General features: G+C 70.7%; 20 protein-coding genes. 15 read left to right on the top strand and 5 right to left on the bottom strand.

Annotated elements, in window-relative coordinates:
* Window positions 1-76: 76 nt before the first annotated feature.
* Window positions 77-2,002 (bottom strand): N-acetylmuramoyl-L-alanine amidase, encoded by a 1,926-nt coding sequence (locus ACQPWZ_RS03030; protein ID WP_433570529.1) that lies wholly within the window; start codon window positions 2,000-2,002, stop codon window positions 77-79.
* 621 nt (window positions 2,003-2,623) lie between these two features.
* Window positions 2,624-3,748 carry an aminoglycoside phosphotransferase family protein gene (locus ACQPWZ_RS03025; RefSeq protein ID WP_433570528.1) on the bottom strand — a complete coding sequence of 375 codons (1,125 nt, stop codon included), beginning with the start codon at window positions 3,746-3,748 and terminating at the stop codon, window positions 2,624-2,626.
* Between the two features lie 233 nt (window positions 3,749-3,981).
* Here ACQPWZ_RS03025 and ACQPWZ_RS03020 point away from each other — a divergent pair, with 233 nt between their 5' ends.
* The gene (locus ACQPWZ_RS03020; protein ID WP_433570527.1) at window positions 3,982-5,478 is read left to right on the top strand and encodes a DNA-binding protein NsdB; all 1,497 of its coding nucleotides are present in this window, start codon (window positions 3,982-3,984) and stop codon (window positions 5,476-5,478) included.
* Between the two features lie 162 nt (window positions 5,479-5,640).
* On the opposite strand, the gene ACQPWZ_RS03015 is transcribed toward ACQPWZ_RS03020, so the two are convergent.
* Both ACQPWZ_RS03015 and ACQPWZ_RS03010 read right to left on the bottom strand, forming a co-directional pair.
* Window positions 5,641-7,077, bottom strand: a complete 1,437-nt coding sequence (locus tag ACQPWZ_RS03015) for a PP2C family protein-serine/threonine phosphatase (RefSeq protein ID WP_433573760.1) — start codon at window positions 7,075-7,077, stop codon at window positions 5,641-5,643.
* 131 nt (window positions 7,078-7,208) lie between these two features.
* Window positions 7,209-8,072 (bottom strand): DedA family protein, encoded by an 864-nt coding sequence (locus ACQPWZ_RS03010; protein ID WP_433570526.1) that lies wholly within the window; start codon window positions 8,070-8,072, stop codon window positions 7,209-7,211.
* Window positions 8,073-8,188: 116 nt separating this feature from the next.
* Between ACQPWZ_RS03010 and ligA the strand changes: the two genes are divergently transcribed.
* From ligA to ACQPWZ_RS02965, 9 genes are all read left to right on the top strand, one after another.
* A complete protein-coding gene (ligA, locus tag ACQPWZ_RS03005; protein WP_433570525.1) occupies window positions 8,189-10,315 on the top strand; it encodes an NAD-dependent DNA ligase LigA in 2,127 nt (708 codons plus the stop codon).
* Between the two features lie 337 nt (window positions 10,316-10,652).
* Window positions 10,653-11,735, top strand: coding sequence for a hydrogenase expression protein HypE (locus ACQPWZ_RS03000; protein ID WP_313948063.1), 1,083 nt, complete (start codon window positions 10,653-10,655; stop codon window positions 11,733-11,735).
* 49 nt (window positions 11,736-11,784) lie between these two features.
* On the top strand, window positions 11,785-13,572 hold the full coding sequence (locus tag ACQPWZ_RS02995; RefSeq protein ID WP_340471554.1) for a nickel-dependent hydrogenase large subunit: 1,788 nt from the start codon (window positions 11,785-11,787) through the stop codon (window positions 13,570-13,572).
* 22 nt (window positions 13,573-13,594) lie between these two features.
* Window positions 13,595-14,530: a NifU family protein gene (locus ACQPWZ_RS02990; protein WP_405567727.1), complete on the top strand. Its 936-nt coding sequence runs from the start codon at window positions 13,595-13,597 to the stop codon at window positions 14,528-14,530.
* Complete coding sequence (locus ACQPWZ_RS02985; RefSeq protein ID WP_405567724.1) at window positions 14,527-15,210, top strand: DUF5947 family protein; 684 nt, start codon at window positions 14,527-14,529, stop codon at window positions 15,208-15,210. The genes ACQPWZ_RS02990 and ACQPWZ_RS02985 overlap by 4 nt, the downstream gene beginning before the upstream one ends.
* Window positions 15,207-15,848 carry a DUF6084 family protein gene (locus ACQPWZ_RS02980; RefSeq protein ID WP_340471551.1) on the top strand — a complete coding sequence of 214 codons (642 nt, stop codon included), beginning with the start codon at window positions 15,207-15,209 and terminating at the stop codon, window positions 15,846-15,848. The genes ACQPWZ_RS02985 and ACQPWZ_RS02980 overlap by 4 nt, the downstream gene beginning before the upstream one ends.
* Window position 15,849: 1 nt before the next feature.
* Complete coding sequence (locus tag ACQPWZ_RS02975; RefSeq protein WP_433570524.1) at window positions 15,850-17,271, top strand: hypothetical protein; 1,422 nt, start codon at window positions 15,850-15,852, stop codon at window positions 17,269-17,271.
* The gene (locus ACQPWZ_RS02970) at window positions 17,268-17,792 is read left to right on the top strand and encodes a hydrogenase maturation protease (RefSeq protein WP_340471549.1); all 525 of its coding nucleotides are present in this window, start codon (window positions 17,268-17,270) and stop codon (window positions 17,790-17,792) included. The genes ACQPWZ_RS02975 and ACQPWZ_RS02970 overlap by 4 nt, the downstream gene beginning before the upstream one ends.
* A gap of 5 nt (window positions 17,793-17,797) precedes the next feature.
* Window positions 17,798-17,917, top strand: a complete 120-nt coding sequence (locus ACQPWZ_RS02965; protein WP_383242773.1) for a DUF6893 family small protein — start codon at window positions 17,798-17,800, stop codon at window positions 17,915-17,917.
* Here ACQPWZ_RS02965 and ACQPWZ_RS02960 read toward each other — a convergent pair.
* On the bottom strand, window positions 17,893-18,312 hold the full coding sequence (locus ACQPWZ_RS02960; protein ID WP_340471548.1) for a helix-turn-helix transcriptional regulator: 420 nt from the start codon (window positions 18,310-18,312) through the stop codon (window positions 17,893-17,895). The two genes, ACQPWZ_RS02965 and ACQPWZ_RS02960, sit on opposite strands and share 25 nt — an antisense overlap.
* Before the next feature lie 77 nt (window positions 18,313-18,389).
* Between ACQPWZ_RS02960 and ACQPWZ_RS02955 the strand changes: the two genes are divergently transcribed.
* From ACQPWZ_RS02955 to hypD, 5 genes are read left to right on the top strand one after another with little or no spacing between them, the layout of a single operon-like run.
* Entirely contained in the window at window positions 18,390-18,806 is a 417-nt protein-coding gene (locus tag ACQPWZ_RS02955; protein ID WP_405567715.1) for a hydrogenase maturation nickel metallochaperone HypA, read from the top strand.
* Window positions 18,790-19,539 carry a hydrogenase nickel incorporation protein HypB gene (hypB, locus tag ACQPWZ_RS02950; protein WP_433570523.1) on the top strand — a complete coding sequence of 250 codons (750 nt, stop codon included), beginning with the start codon at window positions 18,790-18,792 and terminating at the stop codon, window positions 19,537-19,539. The genes ACQPWZ_RS02955 and hypB overlap by 17 nt, the downstream gene beginning before the upstream one ends.
* The gene (gene hypF / locus ACQPWZ_RS02945; protein WP_405567711.1) at window positions 19,536-21,899 is read left to right on the top strand and encodes a carbamoyltransferase HypF; all 2,364 of its coding nucleotides are present in this window, start codon (window positions 19,536-19,538) and stop codon (window positions 21,897-21,899) included. The genes hypB and hypF overlap by 4 nt, the downstream gene beginning before the upstream one ends.
* Window positions 21,900-21,913: 14 nt before the next feature.
* Window positions 21,914-22,267, top strand: coding sequence for a HypC/HybG/HupF family hydrogenase formation chaperone (locus ACQPWZ_RS02940; protein ID WP_340471544.1), 354 nt, complete (start codon window positions 21,914-21,916; stop codon window positions 22,265-22,267).
* On the top strand, window positions 22,264-23,382 hold the full coding sequence (hypD, locus tag ACQPWZ_RS02935) for a hydrogenase formation protein HypD (RefSeq protein WP_340471543.1): 1,119 nt from the start codon (window positions 22,264-22,266) through the stop codon (window positions 23,380-23,382). Before ACQPWZ_RS02940 ends, hypD begins: the two co-directional genes overlap by 4 nt.
* Window positions 23,383-23,439: the final 57 nt, after the last annotated feature.

The raw sequence follows: 23,439 nt of genomic DNA, 5'->3' as shown, positions 1-23,439 counted from the left end.
ACGACCCATTAGTCACACAAGCCCACAAAGTTGAGACGGTGCGCCACCGGACCCCTCGACCGGTGGCGCCCGCCGGCTACCTCAGGACGCGCACATCCGCGGCCTTCACGAAGGCCACCCGGTGCCCGAACTGGATCTCGTAGTAGAGCTCCTTGCCCCGCACGACGCGATGTCCCGCCGCATCGAAGGTCGTCGCGTACAGGTACTCGCCCGGGACCCGGTCGCCCGCCACGTACTTCTGCCCGGCGAGCAGCTTGTACGGCAGCGGCGACACCGGCTGCACCGGCACGCCCTCGGGATAGGCGGCCGCCTCCGGGTAGGCACGCCCGTACACGGGGATCTCCGCGAGGCCGGCCCTCGGGGTCAGCAGGGACTCCCGCGCGCCCACGGCGGTCGGCCGGCTGCTCGGATTGTGGAACCAGGCCTTCTGGCCGAGGTACCAGATGGCCGTCCACTCGCCGCGGCGCTCCGCCACGGCGTACTGCTGACCCGTCGAGGCCCGCGCACCCGTGTCGTTGACACCGGTGGTCGAGTCCTGCCCGCCGGGCCGCAGACCGATGTCCTTGACCAGCGGCGCGTCGTCCGCCGGGGCGGTGTGCAGCCGGACCGCACCCGAGCCGTGCGGTGCGCACGCCTCGGCGGGCTTCACACAGCCCGTGTAGAGGGGCTGGTTGCGGACGTAGTCGGGACGGATGGTCACCACGTCGCTGCGGGGACCGGCTCCCGGCACGAACGGGCGGCCCAGCAGGGTGAAGTAGTGCGCCCAGTCCCAGTACGGGCCCGGGTCGGTGTGCATTCCGGCGATCGTCGCCGTGGTGGTGCCCGGCACCGTGTCGTGCCCGAGGATGTGCTGCCGGTCCAGCGGGATGTCGTACCGCTGTGCCAGATACCGCACCAGCCGCGCCGAGGTGCGGTACATCGCTTCCGTGTACCAGGCGTCCGGCGAGACCAGGAAGCCCTCGTGCTCCAGGCCCACCGACTTCGCGTTCACGTACCAGTTGCCGGCGTGCCAGGCGACGTCCTTGAGCGGCACGTGCTGGGCGATGTGCCCGTCGGAGGACCGCAGGGTGTACTGCCACGACACATACGTCGGGTCCTGCACCAGCTTCAGGGTGGTGTCCCAGGAGCCCTCGGTGTCATGGACGACGATGTACTTCACCGACTGCGACGCGGGCCGGTTCGCGAGGTCGTGGTTGCCGTACTCGCCCTCGCCGAACTCCTCGTACGGCGCCGGGATCCACTCGCAGGCCACGGTCCGCGGGCACTCGGTCTTCCCCGCGTCCGCCGTGCGCAGCCCGAGCCGGGCCGTCTGCGCGGCGTCGGCGACCGCCGACGGGTCGGCCGCCAGAACGACGTGCTCGCCGCTGTCCGTGGTGCGGGACCGGCCGGTGCGGATCACGTCGAAGACGTCGCCCGCGTAGACCGTGGCGGTCGCCGTGTCGTCGGCGCCGGAGAAGCGGGCGACGGCGCCGAACCAGTCGGCGGGCCGGTCGCTCAGCGGACGGCCCAGCTTCTTCTGCGCGTCGGCGAGGAGGGCCGCGCCGCCGCGCACATTGGCCGCGGTGTTGTCGCGCAGTTGCGCCGCGCTGTAGCCCGACAGCTCCGCCGCGCGCTCCAGCGTCCGCAGCCGGGAAGGAAGTTCGGCGGGATCCGGCAGCGCGGCCTCGGCGGCCCGCAGGGTCCGACGGGCGTCGTCGCCGCGTGGGTCCTCGCTGCCGTGGGAGTGGTGCGGAGCCTCGGCCAGTGCCGTGCGGGCGTCCGTGAGATGCATCGGCCCGTAGCCGCCGGTGACACTCGCCGCGCCTCCGTGCGTGTCCCACCGGGACTGCAGGTACGACACGCCGAGCAGCACGCTCTGCGGCACGCGGTACTGGGCGGCAGCCGCGGCGAACTCCCGTTGCAGCGACCCGGTTCCGCCCTGCTCGGCGGTGGCGGACGGGCCGGCCGAGACCAGCGGCAGCAACAGGGCCGCGGACGCCACCGCGCCCCCTGCCCTCAGCATGCGACGGCGGGCGCTTCGCGGGCGCGCGGGGGCGGAACGTTGCAAGGCAGCCTCCAGGGGCGGATGGTGCGTGGCGGGGCCTGCGGGGTCGGTCTCGCCTACAGGGGTATCGGCTGCCGGACGATCCGTCAATCGCACCCAGGTGGAGGAAGTTTGCACGTCAGCGCAGGTTCCGGGGAGTTTCGCGGTGAGGGGCCGCGGGCCTGCGGTGCGTCAGTGGTGTGGACCAATTCCCGTCCATGGAACGGAGGTTGGCACCGGCAGCCCGACCCCCGGTTCCGGTCCCGGCGAGCGGCTCAGTTCACCTGAATGGCAAGCAGACAGGCGCCGTCGTGGGCCGAGCGGGTGTAGTCCGCGATGATCCGTTCGAGTATCTCGCCGGGGAGCGCCCGGCTTTCTCTCGGCGGCTCCGTGCGAGCCGGTCCATGCCCTCGGTGATGTCCTCGCCCCGTCGTTCCACGACACCGTCGCCGATCGCGACCAGCGCCTGGCCGGTCGGCCCAGAGTCGTCCGGACGGGTGGCGGGCTGTCGAGGACACCGGTCATCACCCGCACAGTGCGCTGCGCGCCCAGTGTGTCGGCACTGGGCGCGCAGCGCGCTTCCCCCTCTGTGGCGGCCGGTCAGCGAGTGCCGACCGCCGCACGCACGGCCCGACGGGCCAGTGCGCAGTCGTCGTGCAGCCGCCTGAGCAGCAGCCGCTGTTCCTCACCGGCCGACAGGCCGCCGGCGGCGGGTGCGGTGGCACCGGTGGCGGGAGTGGCCTCCCGCATGGTGCGCTGCACCGCTGTCTCGTAGGTGCGGATCTCCCGGGTCAGCACCAGCATCAGATTCACCAGGAAGGCGTCCCGGGACGCGGGCCCCTGCTGCTGGGCGAGCTGGCTGATCTGCCGCCTCGCCACCGGCGCGTCGCCGAGCACCGACCACAGGGTGGCCAGGTCGTACCCCGGCAGGTACCAGCCGGCGTGCTCCCAGTCGACCAGAACGGGACCCGTCGGCGACAGCAGGATGTTGGACAGTAAGGCGTCACCGTGGCAGAACTGGCCCATGCCCTGCTTGCCACCGGCGTGCGCCAGTCCGTGCAGCAGCTTCTGGAGGTCGCCGAGGTCACGGTCGGTGAACAAGCCCAGTTCGTGGTAGCGCGAGATACGGGACGCATAGTCGAGGGGGGCATCGAACATTCCGGCCGGCGGCCGCCAGGTGTTGAGCCGCGCGATCGCGCCGAGGGCGGCCCTCACATCGGCACGGGGCGGAGCCTCGGCCGGGTGGCGCGCGAGGGCCGCCGCCCGGCCCGGCATCCGCTCGATCACCAGGGTGCAGTTGTCGGGATCCGCGGCGACCAGCCGCGGGACCCGCACCGGTGGGCGGTGCCGGACGAAGGCGCGGTAGGCAGCTATTTCGTGCCGGAAACGTTCGGACCAGGCGGGTGAGTGGTCGAGCAGACACTTGGCCACCGCCGTCATCCGCCCCGTCGTACCGACGAGCAGGACCGAACGTCCGCTGCGGCGCAGCACCTGGACCGGATTGAACTCCGGGCAGATGCGGTGCACCGACGCGACAGCCATACGCAGCTGCGCGCCCTGAGAGCCGGACAAGTCGATCCTCCCGCTGAGGGGTTGACCGACCGCCCCCACCGGCCGTCGAGCCCGGCCGGCGTTGGTGGGGTCGAGATACGGTCCGGAGCCGACCGGTACGGCGGAGCGCTGCGGCCGCTGTGGGGCGGACACGGAGGACGATGCTGTGTACATGGGGGTGACAGATCCCTTCGTGCGCCGACAGTTTGCGTGCGCGGCCCCGCCCCGGCAGCCGGTCAACACCCTGGGGAGTGCGATCGGCTGCCGGGCCGGGGTGGCGCGTTCCTACGTCACACCAGCCCGCGGGTGGCACACCATCTGGCGCACCCTGGCGAACCCTGGCGAATAGTCGCCCCGCATCTGACAGGGGGTTACTGTCAACTCAGCCGAGAACCTGGGGGCTTGACGTGACCGGAGAACCCAACACCCGCCTCTGCGACCTGTTCCGCCTGGCCGGCTGGTCCAAAGGGGAACTCGCAAGACTCGTGAACCGGCAGGCGGCGGCCATGGGCCACCCGCAGCTGGCGACCGACACCTCGCGGGTGCGGCGCTGGATCGACATGGGGGAGACCCCGCGCGATCCCGTGCCACGCGTGCTGGCAGCTCTGTTCACCGAGCGACTCGGTCGTGTCGTGACCATCGAGGACCTCGGGTTCGTACGAAGCGGGCGAGCAGGAAAGCGGAAGGACGCTCAGGGAAGTGACACCAACCCTGACGGCCTCCCGTGGGCGCCCGAACGCACCGCTGCGGTCCTCACCGAATTCACGGGAATGGACCTCATGCTCAACCGACGCGGCCTGGTGGGCGCGGGCGCCGCGCTCGCCGCAGGCTCCGCACTCAGCAGCGCCATGCACGACTGGCTGCACACCGACCCCGCACTCGCCAAGGACGCACCACATTTCGAGAACGCCCTGCACGCCGACTCCGTCGGGTTCGACCGCTACGAGGCGGCGCCCATCGGATCGCAGGAGATCGAAGCCCTGGAACGTTCCGTCGAAGTGTTCCGTGCCTGGGACGCCGCCCGTGGCGGCGGCCTCCAGCGCAAGGCCGTGGTGGGCCAGCTGAACGAGGTGGGCGGCATGCTCGCCTACCGTCACCCGGACCATCTGCAGCGGCGCCTGTGGGGCGTCGCCGCCAACCTCGCCGTACTCGCCGGCTGGATGTCGCACGACGTCGGCCTCGAACCCACCGCCCAGAAGTACTTCGTCATCGCCGCGCACGCGGCACGCGAGGGCGGCGACCGCCCCCGGGCCGGCGAAGCGCTCTCCCGCGCCGCCCGGCAGATGGTCCATCTGGGCCGTCCCGACGACGCACTCGACCTGATGAAGCTCGCCAAGACCGGCTCGGGTGAACAGACCCTGCCACGCACCCGGGCGATGCTGCACACCATCGAGGCCTGGGCACAGGCCTCCATGGGCCGCGGCCAGGCCATGCGCCGCACCCTCGGCGAGGCCGAGGACCTGTTCGTCTCCGACAAGGGAGATGTGCCGCCGCCCAGTTGGATGCAGATGTTCGACGAGGCGGATCTGCACGGTATGGAGGCGCTCGCCTACCGCACGCTGGCCGAGCACGACCCGTCGGCCGCGAACATTGCGCAGAACCACGCACGGCAGGCCCTGCAACTGCGTGAGGGCGGACGGCAGCGGTCGAAGATCTTCGACTACATCTCCCTGGCCTCGGCCTGCTTCATCGCGGACGACCCCGAACAGGCCGACCGCTACGCGCGGCTGGCGCTCGTCTCGATAGGGGAGACCTCGTCGCACCGGACGTGGGACCGGCTGCGGGAGATGTACCGGCTCACCGGGCAGTACTCGGGCTACGCCAGGATCGAGGACCTGCGCCAGGAGATCCAGCAGGCCCTGCCCGCGGGTCCGTCGAAGAAGGCGAGGAGCACCGACATCTAGGCGCGGAGTGCGCTGAGCGCACGGAGAACCACCTTTGCGCCCGAGAACCAACCCGCGCCCGGGACCCACGTGCCCACATCCAGGACCCACGTGCCCCTACCCAGAACGCTCGCGCCCGCGCACAGAACCCCCGTGCGTCGGGCCCGGTGGACTGCAGGCCGCCTAGGCTCCGATCTTCACCACCATCACGCAGGCGTCGTCCTCACGCCTGCCCTCACCGGACACCTCGAGGACCGCCCGTACGCACTCCTGCGCGTCCCGGGCCGTGGCGAAACGTGGCGCCAGCGCCAGCAGTCGGCCGGTGTCGCTGTCCCCTGCGGCGCTGGTGCGCGTCAGACCGTCCGTGTGCAGCAACAACAGGTCGCCGGGGAGCAGGGGTACTTCGGCCTGCTCGTACGTGGCGCCGGAGGTGGCGCCGAGCAGCACACCCTCGGGGGGCGTGAGGACCTGCCCCGTCCCGTTGCGGAACAGCAGCGGGGCGGGGTGTCCCGCCTGCGCCCAGGAGAGCGTGCGGTTCGCCGGGTCGAAGCGGCAGCACACCGCGCTGCCCAGGGCCGGCTGGACGGAGGTCTCCAACAGCTGGTTGAGGTGCGCCATCAGCGGTCCGGGCTCGATACCCGCGACAGCCATGCCGCGCAGCGCGCCGAGCAGCATCGCCATGGCCGATGTCGCGCTCACACCGTGCCCGGTGAGGTCACCTACGCTCAACAGCGAACCACCATTGGGCAGTTGCAGGGCGTCGTACCAGTCACCGCCGATCAGGGCGCTGTTGGCGGACGGCAAATAGTGCGCGGCGACGTCGAGTTCGGTGGGGCCGTCGAGCGGGAACTGCAGCGAGCCCCGCCACGGCGGAAGCACCGCCTCCTGGAGTTCGACCGCGAGCCGGCGCTCGGTCTCCTCGAAATGCTGCTTGCGCTGCACATGGTCGCGGCTCTCGCGGAGAGCGCGCTCGCTGCGACGCAGTTCGCTCACGTCCCTGAGGACCGCCCACATGGAGGCGGTGGACCCTTCGGAGTCGAGGACCGGCTCGCCCATCATGTGCACCGTACGGACGCGGCCGTCGGCGCGGACCATGCGGAACTCGCCGTCGATGGGGCGCCCGTCGACCAGACAGTCCGTCACCATCGAGGTCAGCAGGGCCTGATCCTCCGCGAACACGATCGACGGCAGCTCGTCCAGGGTCATGGGACCGCTCTGCGGGGCGCGTCCGAGGATCTGATAGAGCTCGTCGGACCAGCTCACCTCGTCGGTGAGGAGGTTCCACTCGGCGCTGCCGACCCGGCTGAGGAGCGATCCGGTGCTCTGCGCGCTGTCGGCCTCGTACTCCGCGAGTTCGTCCTCGAAGAGACCGAGGGACTCGGCGGGCAGGCCTTCCTTCAGCTGTCCCAGATGGGTGCCGAGGTCGTCCAGGTGATGGACGGCGAGGTCGCACAGCGCCCGCTGCCAGCGGCCCTGGGGATCGTCCTCCTCCAGCACGGCGTCGCGGCGTACGGCATCGACGTCACCGCGCAGGCGGCGTGTCCGGGTGATCAGAGCATCGACGGTGCCACGCTCCGGCGGCTGTGGTGCGGGATGGTCCGCGAACACATGGGAGGGCATGACGTACTCCGATACAGGCGTGGCCACGGCCAGTCTGAAACACGGTCTGAACAATGGACCAGTTACGACTGTTGCACAGGGAGCGATGGCCTGTAAGGGATTTGGCAACACTCGATACGGTGGTGCCTCTGTCATATGCCACAGGCCGGGCAATTGGATGGCCCGGCCGGGGGTTGAGCGATGAGTTCAGGGGGCAGCAGGGGTCTAACCGATGGAGAGAGCATGCGGCAAAGTCGCCGCACGCGCCACAAGTTGGAGGTCCACCATGTGTACGCACCAGTCACAGGTGGAATCTTCTCGTCAACGGTCCTACGCGTACGAAGCCGTTGCGGCTTGAGAGGGTGAGTCCGATGGCCAAGGCCGCTCAGATCCGTATCCGAAAGCCCGCTCCGCAGAGGCCCGCCCGAGAGCTGGACCTGCGCACCCCGTCGGGCCGGGTGCTTCCGTACTGACAGGGCGCGTGCCAGGCACGCGCCCACGACGACCGTGGCCGCGACCGAGACGGCGAAGCCCAGCCAGGAAGCATCGAACCAGAGGCTGTTGAGCCGTCCCAGGCCGGTGAGATAACCGGCCCACAGCACCCCTCCCACCACCGACCAGGCCAGGTGGCGACGCCGTGACACCCCCGTGGTGCCCACGGCGACCGCCAGCACGGTGCGGCCGCCCGGCAGGAAGCGGGCGGCCACCGTCGTACGCCCCAGGCGGCCGGCGAGCGCCTTCTCCAGCCTGGCCGCCGCGGATGTCAGGGCCGGGCGTCTCAGCGGGCGGCTGCGGGCCAGCGTCACCACGAGCAGGTCCCCGAGCACGGAAGCGGCCGCCACCGGCACGGCGACGGTCAGCAGGCCGACCTCCTGGGTGGTCGCCCACAGGGAGGCGGCCAGCACGAGCGTGCCGCTCGGCATCACCGGCACCAGTGCGTCGAGGAAGACCGCGAGCAGGGCGACGGCGAGTATCAGCGGAGAACCCATGAGCTCGGCGGTCAGGTCGGACAGCATGCCGTTCAGCCTGGTGGGACGAACGCTCGACGGCAACTCCTTTTGTCACTCGGCGTGTTGATCCGGTCGCGGACTTCGCGAGGGGCGTTGTCAGTGGTGGGCGGCAGGATGGACACATGACGACGACCTCACCCGCCGCCCCTGCCGCGGCCGCATCGATCGCCGACTCCGCCGCGTATGCCGAGGCGGTCGAAACCGCCTCCCGCGCCGCCGCCGCGTACTACGCGACGGGGGAGAGCACCCTCGACGACGACGCGTACGACCGGCTCGCCCGCGGGATAGCCGCCTTCGAGGAGGCACATCCCGAGGAGGTCTCGGCGTCCTCGCCGACCGGCAAGGTGGCGGGCGGTGCGGCCGTGGGGGACGTGCCGCACACCGTGCCGATGCTGTCGCTGGACAACGTCTTCTCCGCCGAGCAGCTGGTGTCCTGGACCGCGTCGGTGGAGCGGCGCATCGGCAGACCCGTCGAGCAGTGGAGCGTCGAGCCGAAGCTGGACGGCCTCGCGGTGGCGGCGCGCTACGAGGAGGGCAGGCTCGTCCGGCTGATCACCCGCGGCGACGGCACCGCGGGCGAGGACGTCTCGCACGCGATCGGCACGATCACCGGCCTCCCCGACCGGCTCGCCGAGCCGGTCACCATCGAGGTGCGCGGTGAGGTCCTGATGACGAACGAGCAGTTCGAACAGGCCAACACCGTGCGTACGGCCCATGGCGGCGCCCCCTTCGCCAACCCGCGCAACGGCGCCGCGGGCACTCTCCGAGCCCGGGACCGGGCCTACCGCGTCGAGATGACCTTCTTCGGTTACGGGGCGCTGCCGATGCCGGGGACCGGCGCCGACCTCGCCGACCAGCTCGCGCAGTGGCCCCACAGCACCCTCATGTCCCACGTCGCCTCCCTGGGTGTGCACACCGCGGAGGACACCGCCGTCGCGCCGCGCACCCTGACGACGGCCGACGAGATCATGGCGAGGATCGAGGAGATCGCCGCCCTTCGCGCGGATCTGCCCTTCGGGATCGACGGCATCGTCATCAAGGCCGACCGGGCGGCCGACCAGGCAGCCGCCGGATCCGGCTCGCGGGCCCCGCGCTGGGCCATCGCCTACAAGCTCCCCGCCGTGGAGAAGGTCACCGTCCTGCTCGACGTCGAGTGGAACGTGGGGCGCACCGGGACCATCGCACCCCGCGCCGTCCTGGAGCCGGTGGAGATCGACGGCTCGACGGTCACCTACGCCACGCTGCACAACCCCGCCGACATCACCCGCCGTGACCTGCGCCTGGGCGACCGTGTGATGGTCTACAAGGCTGGCGACATCATTCCCCGGATCGAGGCGCCGGTCGTCCATCTGCGGACCGGTGAGGAGAAGGCGATCGTCTTTCCCGAGGTCTGCCCGCAGTGCGGCTCCGGTATCGACACCTCCGAGCAGCGCTGGCGCTGTGTGCGCGGACGCGACTGCCGGCTGGTGGCCTCCGTCTCGTACGCCGCGGGGCGCGACCAGCTCGACATCGAGGGACTCGGCGACACCCGGGTCGTCCAGCTCGTCGAGGCGGGCCTGGTGAGCGATGTCGCCGACCTGTTCACGCTGACCCGTGAGCAGCTGCTCGGCCTGGAGCGGATGGGCGAGACCAGTACGGACAACCTCCTCGCGGCCATCGAGACGGCCAGGTCCCGGCCCCTGTCGAGGGTGTTCTGCGCTCTTGGCGTGCGCGGTACCGGGCGCTCGATGTCGCGTCGGATCGCCCGGCACTTCGCGGCCATGGAGCACATACGCGCGGCGGGACCCGACGCGCTTCAGCAGGTCGACGGCATCGGGGTGGAGAAGGCGACGGTCGTCGTCGCCGAGCTCGAGGAGCTGGCTCCGCTGATCGACAAACTGATCGCCGCGGGGGTCAACATGACGGAGCCGGGTGCGGTCCCGCCGCCCGTCGGCGGTGACACGGACGGCGGAGAGTCCGCGGACGGCAGCGGGCCTGTCCCCGAAGCCCGTCCGCTGGACGGCATGGCCGTGGTGGTGACGGGTGCCATGACGGGCCCGCTGGAGAAGCTGTCCCGCAACCAGATGAACGAGCTCGTCGAGCGGGCCGGCGGCCGGTCCTCCTCCAGCGTCTCCGGGCGGACCTCGCTCCTGGTCGCGGGCGAGGGCGCGGGTTCCAAGCGGGACAAGGCGGAGAAGCTGGGCACGCGGATCGTCTCGCCGGAGGAGTTCGCCGGTCTTGTGTCCGGCTTCCTCGGGGAAGAGAGCTGAGTTCCTCGGCGAACAGGCGAACAGGCCAACAGGACTGAGGGGGCCGGCCGGGCGCGAGGGCTCAGCGGGCCGCTGCCCGAGCGGGACGGGCCGCCTGATCGGGCCCCTGATCCGGCTGCCCGAGCGAGCCGGCCGAACGCGCCGGGCCGGGCTGCCTGACCCGGCCGGCCGGGCCGCCTCCTGCCGGGTGGCACTTTTCCGGGTGTCGCCTGGCGGGAGGCAGTGCACGGCGGCAATAGGGCCGCTGTGCACTTACCCCGTGAGAAGTGGGCGCGTATCCAGGAAACAGAGGCTGCTGATCAGGTGCCTGGAGCAGGGCTGATCCCGAGGAGGGCTCATGGACGCCCCGACCGCCACGACGGCCGACACGGACCTCTTGGAAGAACCCCAGGAGGACCCGACCGTACACATTCTCTGGATCAACGCGGGCCTGAGTTGCGACGGGGACTCGGTGGCGTTGACCGCGGCGACCCAGCCGACGATCGAGGAACTGGCGCTGGGTGCCCTGCCCGGACTGCCCAAAGTGGCCGTCCACTGGCCGCTCATCGACTTCGAGTGCGGTCCCGTCCAGGGCGCCGACAACTTCATCGAGTGGTTCTTCAAGGCCGAGCGCGGTGAGCTGGATCCCTTCGTCCTGATCGTCGAGGGCTCGATCCCGAACGAGCGCATCAAGCCCGAGGGCTACTGGTGCGGTTTCGGCGACGACCCCGAGACGGGCCAGCCGATCACCACCAGCGAGTGGCTCGACCGGCTCACCCCCAAGGCCCTGGCCGTCGTCGCCATCGGCACCTGCGCCACCTACGGCGGTATCCACGCCATGGCCGGCAACCCGACGGGCGCGATGGGCGTGCCGGACTATCTCGGCTGGGAGTGGAAGTCCCAGGCGGGCATCCCCATCGTGTGCATCCCCGGCTGCCCGGTCCACCCCGACAACGCCTCCGAGACGCTGCTGTACCTGCTCTACCAGGCGGCGGGCGCCGCCCCCATGATCCCCTTGGACGAGGAGCTGCGGCCGACCTGGCTGTTCGGCGCCACCGTCCACGAGGGCTGCGACCGTGCCGGCTACTACGAGCAGGGACAGTTCGCCGAGGAGTACGGATCCCCCCAGTGCCTGGTCAAGCTCGGCTGCTGGGGCCCGGTCGTCAAGTGCAACGTGCCCAAGCGCGGCTGGATCAACGGAGTGGGCGGCTGCCCCAACGTCGGCGGCATCTGCATCGCCTGCACCATGCCGGGCTTCCCGGACAAGTTCATGCCCTTCATGGACGAGCCACCGGGCGGCCATGTGTCGACGGCGGCGAGCGGTATGTACGGCACGGTGATCCGACGGCTGCGGGGCATCACCGCGAGGACCGTCGACAAGGAACCGAAGTGGCGCACCAAGAGCGAGACGCTCAAGACCGGCTACCGGCCGCCATGGTGACCCGAGTTCCCCGCTGAGCAGGACACTCAACAGGAAGGTGGCGCGCACCATGGCGACGGCGACGAACAAGCCCGCCGGTGACGGCGACGGCCTCATGGAGATGTCGTGGGACCCGATCACCCGCATCGTGGGCAGCCTGGGTATCCACACGAAGATCGACTTCGCCGCGAAACGCGTTGCGGAGTGCTACAGCACCTCGTCCATCTTCCGCGGGTACAGCGTGTTCATGCGCGGCAAGGACCCGAGGGACGCGCACTTCATCACCAGCAGGATCTGCGGCATCTGCGGCGACAACCACGCCACGTGCTCGGTGTACGCGCAGAACATGGCCTACGGAGTGGCACCGCCGCACCTCGGCGAGTGGATCATGAACCTCGGCGAGGCCGCGGAGTACATGTTCGACCACAACATCTTCCAGGAGAACCTGGTCGGTGTGGACTACTGCGAAAAGATGGTCCGCGAGACCAACCCGGGTGTGCTCGAACTCGCCGAGCGTACGGAAGCACCGCACGCCGGTGACCACGGCTACCGCACCATCGCCGACATCATGCGCTCGCTGAACCCCCTGGAGGGCGAGTTCTACCGCGAGGCCCTCCAGGTCAGCCGCTACACGCGGGAGATGTTCTGCCTCATGGAGGGCCGCCATGTGCACCCCTCCACGCTCTACCCCGGAGGCGTCGGCACCGTAGCGACCATCCAGCTCTTCACCGACTATCTGACCCGGCTCACGCGCTACGTGGAGTTCATGAAGCGGGTCGTCCCGCTCCACGACGACCTCTTCGACTTCTTCTACGAGGCGCTGCCCGGATACGAGGAGGTCGGCAGGCGCCGTGTCCTGCTCGGCTGCTGGGGCGCGCTCAACGACCCGGAGTACTGCGACTTCACCTACGCCAACATGGCCGAGTGGGGCCGGCGGATGTTCGTCACCCCCGGTGTGATCGTGGACGGCAAGCTGGTCACCAACAACCTCGTCGACATCAACCTCGGCATCCGGATCCTGCTCGGCAGCTCGTACTACGAGGACTGGGCGGGCATGGAGAAGTTCGTCGAACGCGACCCGCTGGGCAACCCCGTCGACGAGCGGCACCCGTGGAACCAGCACACGATTCCCGCCCCGCAGAAGCGCGACTTCGACGACAAGTACAGCTGGGTCATGTCGCCGCGCTGGTTCGACGGCAAGGACCACCTCGCCCTGGACACCGGTGGCGGCCCCATCGCACGGCTGTGGTCCACGGCCCTGTCCGGGCTGGTCGACAACGGCTACGTCAAGGCCACCGGACACAGCGTCGAGATCAATCTGCCCCGGACCATGACCAAGCCGGAAATGGCGCTGGAGTGGAAGATCCCGGAGTGGAGCAACGCCCTCGAACGCAACCGGGCCCGCACCTACTTCCAGGCCTACGCGGCCGCCTCCGCCCTCCACTTCGCCGAGATGGCGATGGAGGAGGTACGCGCTGGACGCACCCAGACCTGGGAGAAGTTCGACGTGCCGGACGAGTCCATCGGCTGCGGGTTCACCGAGGCCGTCCGCGGTGTGCTGTCCCACCACATGGTGATCAGGGACGGCAAGATCGCGAACTACCACCCCTACCCGCCGACCCCGTGGAACGGGAGCGTCCGTGACGTCTACGGCACCCCCGGCCCGTACGAGGACGCGGTGCAGAACACACCGATCTTCGAGGAGAACCCCCCGGAGAACTTCAAGGGCATCGACATCATGCGTGCCGTCCGCAGCTTCGACCCGTGTCTGCCGTGCGGCGTGCACATGTACGTCGGAGGAGGCCGGACGGTCGAACAGACCCATCTGCCGACGGGACTGAGCGGACTGGCCTTCTGATCCTCAGGAGAGGGGCTTGCCGATGGCCGGACAGGACACGGGTGAGCGCATCGCCGCGCTGCTCGACGAGCTGGGGGAGAAGGCAGGACCCGAGGTACGCGACACGGCCGACGAACTGGTGCGGTGCGTCGTGGAGTTCTACGGCGAGGGGCTCGCCCGGACCGTGCGCCTGCTGCGCGCGGCACCGGGCGGGGCCGACCCGATCGACGTGCTGACGGCCGACGAACTCGTCAGCGATCTGCTGATCCTGCACGACCTGCATCCCGAGGACACCATGACCCGGGTGGGCCGGGCCCTCGACAAGGTCCGCCCCTATCTCGGCTCCCACGCGGGTGACGTCGAGGTCGCGGGCCTCGACACGGACCCGGCGGAGGGCCCCACGCTGCGGCTCCGCCTGCGCGGCAGCTGCGACGGCTGCCCCTCCTCCACCCAGACCGTGCGCTGGACCATCGAGGAGGCGGTCTCCCGGCTGGCGCCGGAGATCGCCCTCATCGAGGTCGAGGGCGTCGCCGAGGACACGCCCCAGGAGCAACCGCTGCTCCAGATCCTGCCCCACCGCCCGGACGACGGACCGGACGGGCCACCCGCCGGAGACGACGGGCGCGTGTCCGTCAACGGCGAAGGGGACCCGGCCCACTGGCACACCGTGGCCCGGCACACACTGCCCGCCCACGACCGCGACACCGGCGTCACCGATGTCGCGGGACACGCGTTGCTGCTCGTCCGCCTGCCGGGCAACCTGTACGCCTATCGCGACCACTGCCCCGGATGCGGCGGCAGCCTCCACGAGGCGCTGCTGGAGGCGGAGTTGCTGCGGTGCGCCCGGTGCGCCGCAACCTTCGACGTACGCCGGGCAGGGCGTGGCGAGCGCGGGCATCTGGAACCGGTACCACTCCTGGAGGAGGACGGATCGGTGCGGGTCGCGCTGCCCGGTGAGCTGCTGGGGGCGGGGCCATGAGCGCGGACGTACTGAAGCAGTTCACCCGGCGGCCCCCGCCGCCGGGGGAGCGCTGCGAGTTGTGCGGGGAGCCGCTGGCGTCGGAGCACCGGCATCTGGTGGACACCTCACGGCGTTCCCTGAAGTGCGCCTGCATGCCGTGCCACATGCTCTTCACCCGTCCCGGTGCCGGACAGGGCCGCTTCCGGGCCGTGCCCGACCGGTATCTGACCGACCCCGACTTCACGCTCGACGAATCCGGCTGGAACCGGCTCCAGATACCCGTCGGCCTCGCCTTCTTCTTCCGCAACTCCTCCCTCGACCGGCTGGCGGCCTTCTACCCGAGCCCGGCGGGCGCCACCGAGAGCGAGCTGGACCCCGAGACCTGGGACGCCGTTCTCGGGCGCACCCGGCTCGCGGAACTCCTCGAACCCGATGTGGAGGCGCTGTTGCTGCACCAGGAGCGCGGCTCCCCGGCGACCTGCACCCTCGTGCCGGTCGACGTCTGCTACGAGCTCGTCGGCCGGATGCGGCTCCACTGGAAGGGCTTCGACGGCGGGTCCGAGGCCCGCGAGGACCTCGCCGAGTTCTTCCGGCGCGTCACGGCCGCAGCCCGTCCGCTGGACGCCCGCCCCGAGCGCGGGCAGACCGCGGCCGAACGGGACCCCCAGCCCGCTCCGGAGCCGGGGGGCACCCCATGACCGACCTCCACTTCGAGTGCACCGGCGCCCGGCCCGAACCCTTCGGGGCGAGCCCCACCCTGCTGTTCGGGCTGCGGATCGAGGAGTCGGACCATCAGCCCGTCCACGCGATCGCGCTGCGCTGCCAGATCCGGATCGAGCCTGTCCGCCGGCAGTACGAGCCGGAGGAAGTGGGGATGCTGGGCGACCTGTTCGGCGAGCCGAGCCGCTGGAGCAGCACCCTCAAGCCGATGCAGTTCGCGCACTCCTCCATCACCGTGCCCGGTTTCACCGGCACGACGGACATCGATCTTCCGGTGCCCTGCACCTACGACACGGAGGTCGCTTCCGCGTCGTACTTCCGGGCCCTGTCCCGCGGCGAGATACCGCTGCTGTTCCTCTTCTCCGGCACGGTCTTCACCGGCAGGAACGGCTTCCGCGCCGAGCCCATCCCCTGGCACAAGGAGTCGAGCTATCTGATGCCCGTGGACGTGTGGCAGCAGATGATCGAGGAGTACTTCCCCAACTCGGGATGGCTGAGGCTGCGCAAGGACTGCCTCGAATCGCTCCGGCGCTACCGCTCGCAGCGAGCCCTGTCGTCGTGGGAGCAGGTCTTCCAGGAACTGCTCGCCACCGCCGGCGCGAAGGGGGGCGACTGAGATGAAGAACCCCGTCGAGGACGCCTTCGGGCAGGCCCGCGCGGTCGCGGACGCCGTCCTGTTCGAGGGCTATGTCCTCTACCCCTACCGTGCCTCTTCCGCCAAGAACCGGATGCGCTGGCAGTTCGGCGTCCTGGTGCCTCCCGCCTGGGCGGTCACCGGCGGCGAACACTCCGTACAGCGCACCGAATGCCTGCTGGAGCCGCGCGACGGCGAGCGGCTGCACGCGGAGTTGCGCTTCCTGCACGTCCGGCGGCGCACCGTCGAACAGCTCGGTGCGGACGGCGCCTACACCGAGGTGCCCGAACTGGAGCTGGCGGACCGGGTCGTCGTGCCCTGGGACGAGGGCGCCGAGGAACGTGTCCTCATCCATGCGCCCCTCATCGAGCTGACGGAGGATCAGGCGCATGCGCGCGCGGTCCGGTTCGACCTGCCGCCCGCCACCGCATACGAACCGGTGCTGGACGAGGACGGCACCACGCTGGGCCGGCTCGTCCGGCGTCGGGAGCGGCTGACCGGCGAACTGCGCCCGCAGATCGAGGAACTGCCCGGCCCCTACCGGGTCTCGCGGCTCACGGTGACCGTGCACAACACCACCGAGGACGCCGGTCCCGAGAGCGGCGGCCGGGAGGCGGCCCTCGCCCACAGCATGATCGGCACCCATCTGCTGCTCGGAGTGCCCGGCGGGCGCTTCCTCTCGATGACGGACCCGCCCGAATGGGCGCGCCCGGCCGTCGCCGACTGCCACAACGACCACACCTGGCCCGTCCTGGCCGGCATGGAGGGGCGCGAGGACATCATGCTCTCCTCGCCGATCATTCTGGAGGACCACCCCGTCCTCGCCGACGAGAGCCCGGGACCTCTCTACGACGCCACCGAGATCGACGAGATCCTCTCGCTGCGCACCGCCGCTCTCACCGAGCAGGAGAAGCGTGAGGCACGCGGCACGGACGTCCGCGCCTCCGAGGTCATCGATCTGGTCGACAGCATGCCGGAAGCGGTGATGGAACGGCTGCACGGGGCGATCCGCGGACTGCGCGAGGTGACGGGCGAGGAGCCGGCGGGCCGGGCAACCGCACCCGCGACCGGGCTGAGCCTGCCCGACGGCGCCGGACACCCCTGGTGGGACCCGGCGCAGGACGCCGAAGCGATGGACGTGCCCGCCACCGTCACCATCGACGGCGAGGCCGTGGGTGCGGGGAGCAGGGTCCTGCTCACCCCCGGCGCCCGGCGCTCCGACGCCCAGGACGCCTTTCTCTTCGGCCGGCACGCCACCGTCGAGGCGGTGGTCGGCGACCTGGACGGCGAGACCCACCTCGCGGTCGTGGTCGACGACGACCCGGGCACCGATGTACGCCGGCAACAGGGCCGCTTCCTCTACTTCAAGCCCGACGAGGTCGCCCCGCTGAAGGAGGAGCCATGACCGCAACGGAGACACCACGCCGTGTCCTCGTCGCCGGAGTGGGCAATGTCTTCCTCCAGGACGACGGATTCGGGGTGGAGACCGTCCGGTGGCTCGGCCGCGAGCCCTCCCGACTGCCGCCCGGCGTCGAGCTGATGGACGCCGGTATCCGCGGTGTGCACCTCGCCTATCGGCTGCTGGAGGGATATCGCACGCTCGTCCTCGTCGACATCGTCGACCGGGGCGGCGCCCCCGGCACGCTCTACACGATCGACGTCGGGCCCGAGCCGCCCGAGGCGCGCGAACCAGGGCCGCTCGACACCCACGCCATGGATCCCGCCACCGTGCTGGGCCTGCTGCACGATCTGCACGCGGGGGCGGGCGGCACCCTTCCCGACGAGGTCTACGTCGTCGGGTGCCAGCCACAGAACACGGACGAGGGCATGGGCCTGACTCCACCGGTCGCGGACGCCGTGGAGCCGGCCGCAGGGCTCGTGCTCGGCCTCGTGCGCCGCGCAACCTCCGTACCCCAAAGGAGCTGAACACGATGGAGGCACACATGGAATGGACCTGGGCCGGACTGGCGGTCGTGGGACTCGCGATGGTCTACGGCGCCGCCAGGGTCGTACCGGACGTACGTCGTTATCTGCGCATCCGGCGCATGTGATCCGGATGGTGCGGACCGGGGTCCGGGGCTTCCCCGCCCCCGCCCTCACCGCCCGCGACGTCCTCGAGCTGCACGTACCGCTCGAGGAAGAGGTGGAGGGTGCTGTGCAGCTCACCGAGGCGTACGAACCACAGGGCGAGGTCCATGGCGCCCTGCTGGGTGATGGCGTACACCCTGCGCGCGGGTCCGGTGGCCGAGGCGTGCCAGTGCGAGGAGACCTCCCCGCAGCTCTCCATGCCTCTCAGCAGCCGGTACACGTGCGCCGATTCGGCCTCGGCCCAGCCGAAAGCTCCCAGTCGCTGCACCAGCTCGTAGCCATGACCCCGACGTTCGGCGAGCAGCAGGAGCAGGACCGGGGTGAGCAGAGCCCGTCGCTCGACCTCGTGACCAGCCATCGTTCTTTCAGAGTAGCCAGGCAGGCCGGGTCCGCCCACCGGGACGGGCCGGACCGCGGTCCGGGCAGGTGAACGCCGTGCACGAACTCTCCATCGCGATGGCCGTCATCGACCAGGTGAGGGGTGCCGTCCCCGACGACCGGGTCGAATCGCTGACCCTGCGGATCGGCGAGCTCGTGGCGGTGGTCCCCGAGGCCCTGGACTTCTCCTTCGGACTGGCCGCCGAGGGCACTCTGCTCGCGGGCGCCCGGCTGGTGATCGAGACTGTTGACGGAGAGGCCCACTGCGACGGCTGCGGCCGGGACACACCGACCGGGATGCCCCCGGTGCTGTGGTGCGGCGACTGCGAGCGTCCGCTGACCCTGCTCGCCGGCCGGGAACTGGAGATCGTCCGGGTGGTCGTGGCCGACGAAGGTCCGGACGGGGCCGCGGTGGGGGACACCGCCCGGGACACGACGCGCGACGAGGAGACGAGCCATGTGCCGCACCGTTGACCTCCACCAGGCCGTGCTCGCGAAGAACGACGAGAACGCACTGGCCCTGAGGCGCTTTCTGGCGTCGCGCGAGACGGTCGCCGTGAACCTGATGTCCAGCCCCGGCAGCGGCAAGACCGCCCTGCTCGAACAGTTGCTGACCCGCGCGGTCGCGGCGGGCACACCGGCCGCTGCCGTCACCGCCGACCTGGCCACCGAGAACGACGCGACGCGGCTCGCCCGCTCCGGCGCCCCTGTGCAGCAGATCCTCACCGACGGCCTCTGCCACCTGGAGGCGGGGATGCTCCAGGGCCGGCTGGAGGACTGGCTGCCCGACGGCACTCGTCTGCTGTTCGTCGAGAATGTCGGCAACCTCGTCTGCCCCGCCTCCTACGACCTCGGCGAGACGCTGCGGATCGCGCTCGCCTCCGTGACCGAAGGTGAGGACAAGCCGGTCAAGTACCCGGCGGCCTTCGGTCTTGCCCAGCTCGTGGTGGTCACCAAGACCGACCTCGCGGATGCCGTGGGCTTCGCACGCGAGACGTTCCTCGGCGGAGTCCAGCAGGTCAACCCCGGTGTTCCGGTCCTCGAGACCTCCGCCCGCACCGGAGAGGGCATCGACGCCCTGCTCGCCCACATCCTGCGCAGCGCCGAGGGCGAGGAGACACACACCCCGGTGCTGGCGCGGCAGCACGAGAAGCATCTGCACAGCCATGCGAACGGCACGGTGCGGGAACCGGGGCCGGTGTCATGACCGGGGACCGGAGCCGGGAGCGCAGGCGGGTCACCGTCCGCGGTGTCGTGCAGGGCGTCGGCTTCCGGCCCTTCGTCTACACCCTCGCCGAAGAACTCGGCCTGACGGGATGGGTCACCAACAACGCGGACGGGGTCGTCGCCGAAGTGGAAGGCCCGGGGCGGGCCGTCGCGGACTTCTGCACGCGGATCGGGTCCGAGCCCCCACCGCTCGCCGTCGTCGAGTCCGTCGAGCACCGCGCCGTACCCGCACAGAGCGGTGACCACGGGTTCACCATCCGGCCCTCCGCCGGCGGACCCGGCCGCACCCTGGTCTCCCCGGACACCGCCACCTGCGACGACTGCCTGCGCGAGCTCGCCGATCCCGCCGACCGGCGCCACCGGCACCCGTTCATCACCTGCACGCACTGCGGTCCGCGCTTCACCGTGGTGACCTCGCTGCCGTACGACCGGGACCGGACCACCATGGCCGCGTTCCCGATGTGCGCCGACTGCCGGCGCGAGTACACCGCACCCGGCGACCGGCGGTTCCACGCGCAGCCCATCGCCTGCCCCATCTGCGGCCCCCGGCTCACCCTGCGCCGCGGCACCGCGGACACCGCTCCGCGCCAGGACGCCGCCGCGCTCGCCGAGGCCCGCAGCCTGCTCGCCCAAGGTGCCGTCCTGGCCGTGAAGGGTCTCGGCGGCTACCACCTGGCCTGCGACGCGAGCGATCCCACAGCTGTCAGGACCCTGCGCAAGCGCAAGAACCGCGGCGACAAACCCTTCGCCGTGCTGGCGGACTCCCTGGAAACGGTCGAGCGGCTCGCCCAGGTCGGCGAGGCGGAACGGGAGTTGCTCCTCGGGCCGCGCAAGCCCGTCGTACTGCTGCGGCGTCACCGGTCCGCGCCCACCGCCGACGTGGCGCCCGGTGTCGCACCGGGCAGCCCCGACCTCGGCGTGATGCTGCCGTACACCCCCCTGCACCGGCTGCTCCTCGGACTGCCCGGTGATCCGCCCGGTCCCACCGTCCTCGTCATGACCAGCGGGAACCGCGCAGGCGAGCCCATCGTCACCGACGACACCGAGGCACTCACCCGCCTCGACGGACTGGCCGACGCCTGGCTGATGCACGACCGCCCCATCCATGTGCCCTGCGACGACTCGGTCGTCCGGATCTGCGCCGGGGCCGAACTGCCGGTGCGCCGCTCACGCGGCTACGCCCCCTTCCCGGTCGCCCTGCCGGTGCCCGTCGTCCCCGCGCTCGCCGTGGGCGGCGACCTGAAGAACACCTTCTGCGCGGGCGACGACCGCTACGCCTGGATGTCCGCGCATGTCGGGGACATGGACGATCTGGCCACCCTGACCGCGTTCGAACGCGCCACCGCGCATCTGACGGACCTCACCTCCGTCTCCCCGCGGATGCTGATCGCCGACCGGCACCCCGGCTACCGCTCCACCCAGTGGGCGCGCCGCGCGGCCGAGACCTCCGGACTGCCCCTGCGTCAGGTCCAGCACCACCACGCCCACGTGGCCTCCGCGATGGCCGAACACGGCCTGGACGGCTCGGCACCGGTCATCGGGATCGCCTTCGACGGCACGGGCTACGGCGACGACGGAGCGGTCTGGGGCGGTGAGGTGCTCATCGCCGACTACGACGGATACCGGCGGTTCGCCCATCTGGCCTATGTGCCGCTGCCGGGCGGCGACGCGGCCGTCCGCAACCCCTACCGGATGGCCCTCTCCCACCTGCGGGCCGCGGGGCTGCCCTGGTCGGACGACCTGCCGTGCACCGCGGTCGCCACACCCGGGGAACGCAAGCTGCTCGACCGTCAGCTGGAGCGCGAACTCGCCTGTGTGCCCACGTCCAGCATGGGGCGCCTGTTCGACGCGGTGTCCTCGCTGGCAGGCGTCTGCCACCGGGTGGAGTACGAGGCGCAGGCCGCGATGGAACTGGAGAACGCCGCACTGTCCGATGTCACCGGCAGTGTCGGCGACGACGCGCGGAATGACGCGTACCGGTTCATCCTGAGAGCGGAGACCGAGGACCCCGCGGCTCCGCTGATCGCCGATCCGGCGCCGGTCCTCGCAGCCGCCGTCGCGGACATCCGCGCGGGGGCTCCGGCCGGGCCCGTGGCCCGTCGTTTCCACCAGGGCGTGATCGCCCTGGTCCAGGAGGTGTGTGAGGTGGCCCGACACCGTACGGGCATCGAAACGGTGGCTCTGAGCGGCGGGGTGTTCTGCAACGCCCTGCTGACCCAAGGCTGCTGCGACGTCCTGGAACGGGACGGCTTCACCGTGCTGCGGCACCGCCGGGTGCCGCCCAATGACGGCGGTCTGGCCCTCGGACAGCTGATCGTCGCCGCCCGAGCCGAGGAGTGAGGGAGGAACGCATCATGTGTCTGGCCGTACCCGGCAGAGTGCTGGAGATCGAGGAACGTGACGCGACGCGGATGGCCAAGGTGGACTTCGGCGGCGTCGTCAAGGACGTATGTCTGGAATACGTGCCGGACATGCAGGTCGGGGACTACGCGATCGTCCATGTGGGCTTCGCGCTGCAACGCCTGGACGAGGAATCGGCCAAGCAGACTCTCGAACTCTTCGAGAACCTTGGCGTGCTCGAGGAGGAGTTCGGCGACGCCTGGGGCAGGGCTGCCCGGGACGCGGGCGCGGAACGCCCCGCCGGCACCGAACTCCCCGGCGCCGGGGACACCCCCGTGGAACCCGTCGACAAGGAGGCGCGGTCATGAAGTATCTGGACGAGTTCAGCGACCCGGTCCTCGCCAAGCGGCTCTTCGACGACATCCGGGCCGTCACCACCCAGCCGTGGTCGCTCATGGAGGTCTGCGGCGGACAGACGCACTCGATCATCCGGCACGGCATCGACCAACTGCTCCCCGAGGAGATCCAGCTGATCCACGGGCCGGGCTGCCCCGTCTGCGTCACCCCGCTGGAGATCATCGACAAGGCCCTGGAGATCGCCTCCCGCCCGGACGTGATCTTCTGCTCCTTCGGCGACATGCTGCGCGTGCCCGGCAGCGGCCGCGATCTCTTCAAGGTCAAGAGCGAGGGCGCTGACGTACGCGTGGTGTACTCGCCCCTGGACTCGCTGCGGATCGCTCAGGAGAACCCGGACCGTCAGGTCGTCTTCTTCGGCATCGGCTTCGAGACCACGGCACCCCCGAACGCGATGACCGTCTACCAGGCCAAGAAGCTCGGCATCTCCAACTTCAGCCTGCTGGTCTCCCACGTCCGGGTACCCCCGGCCATCGACGCGATCATGAACTCCCCGGACTGCCGGGTGGAGGCATTCCTCGCCGCCGGCCATGTGTGCACCGTCATGGGCACCGGCGAGTACCCCGGTCTCGCCGAGAAGCACCGGGTGCCGATCGTGGTCACCGGTTTCGAGCCCCTGGACATCCTGGAGGGCATCCGCCGCGCCGTGCGGCAGCTGGAGGCCGGGCAGCACACGCTGGAGAACGCCTACCCACGCGCCGTGCAGGCCGGCGGCAGTCCTGCCGCCCAGGCCATGCTGGCCGACGTCTTCGAGGTCACCGACCGGGCGTGGCGCGGCATCGGCATGATTCCGCAGAGCGGCTGGCGCCTGTCGCCCAAGTACCGGGAGTACGACGCCGAATACCGCTTCTCGGTGACCGGCATCGACACCGAGGAGTCCACGGTCTGCCGCAGCGGCGAGGTGCTCCAGGGCCTCATCAAGCCGCACGAGTGCGCCGCCTTCGGCAAGGAGTGCACGCCGCGCAACCCGCTCGGCGCCACCATGGTCTCCAGCGAGGGCGCCTGCGCCGCGTACTACCTGTACCGGCGGCTGGAGGCACCGAACAAGGAGGCGAGTTCCGTTGGCTGACTCCGCTTCGGCACCCGTCGACTTCTCCGGGTGGACCTGCCCGGCGCCCCTGCGCGA

Origin of the sequence: Streptomyces sp. CA-251247 (assembly GCF_050952975.1) — a bacterium.
Taxonomy (GTDB): Bacteria; Actinomycetota; Actinomycetes; order Streptomycetales; family Streptomycetaceae; genus Streptomyces; species Streptomyces achmelvichensis.
Note: the sequence above shows the minus strand (reverse complement) of the source record. Positions and strands in the feature narration are given on the sequence as shown.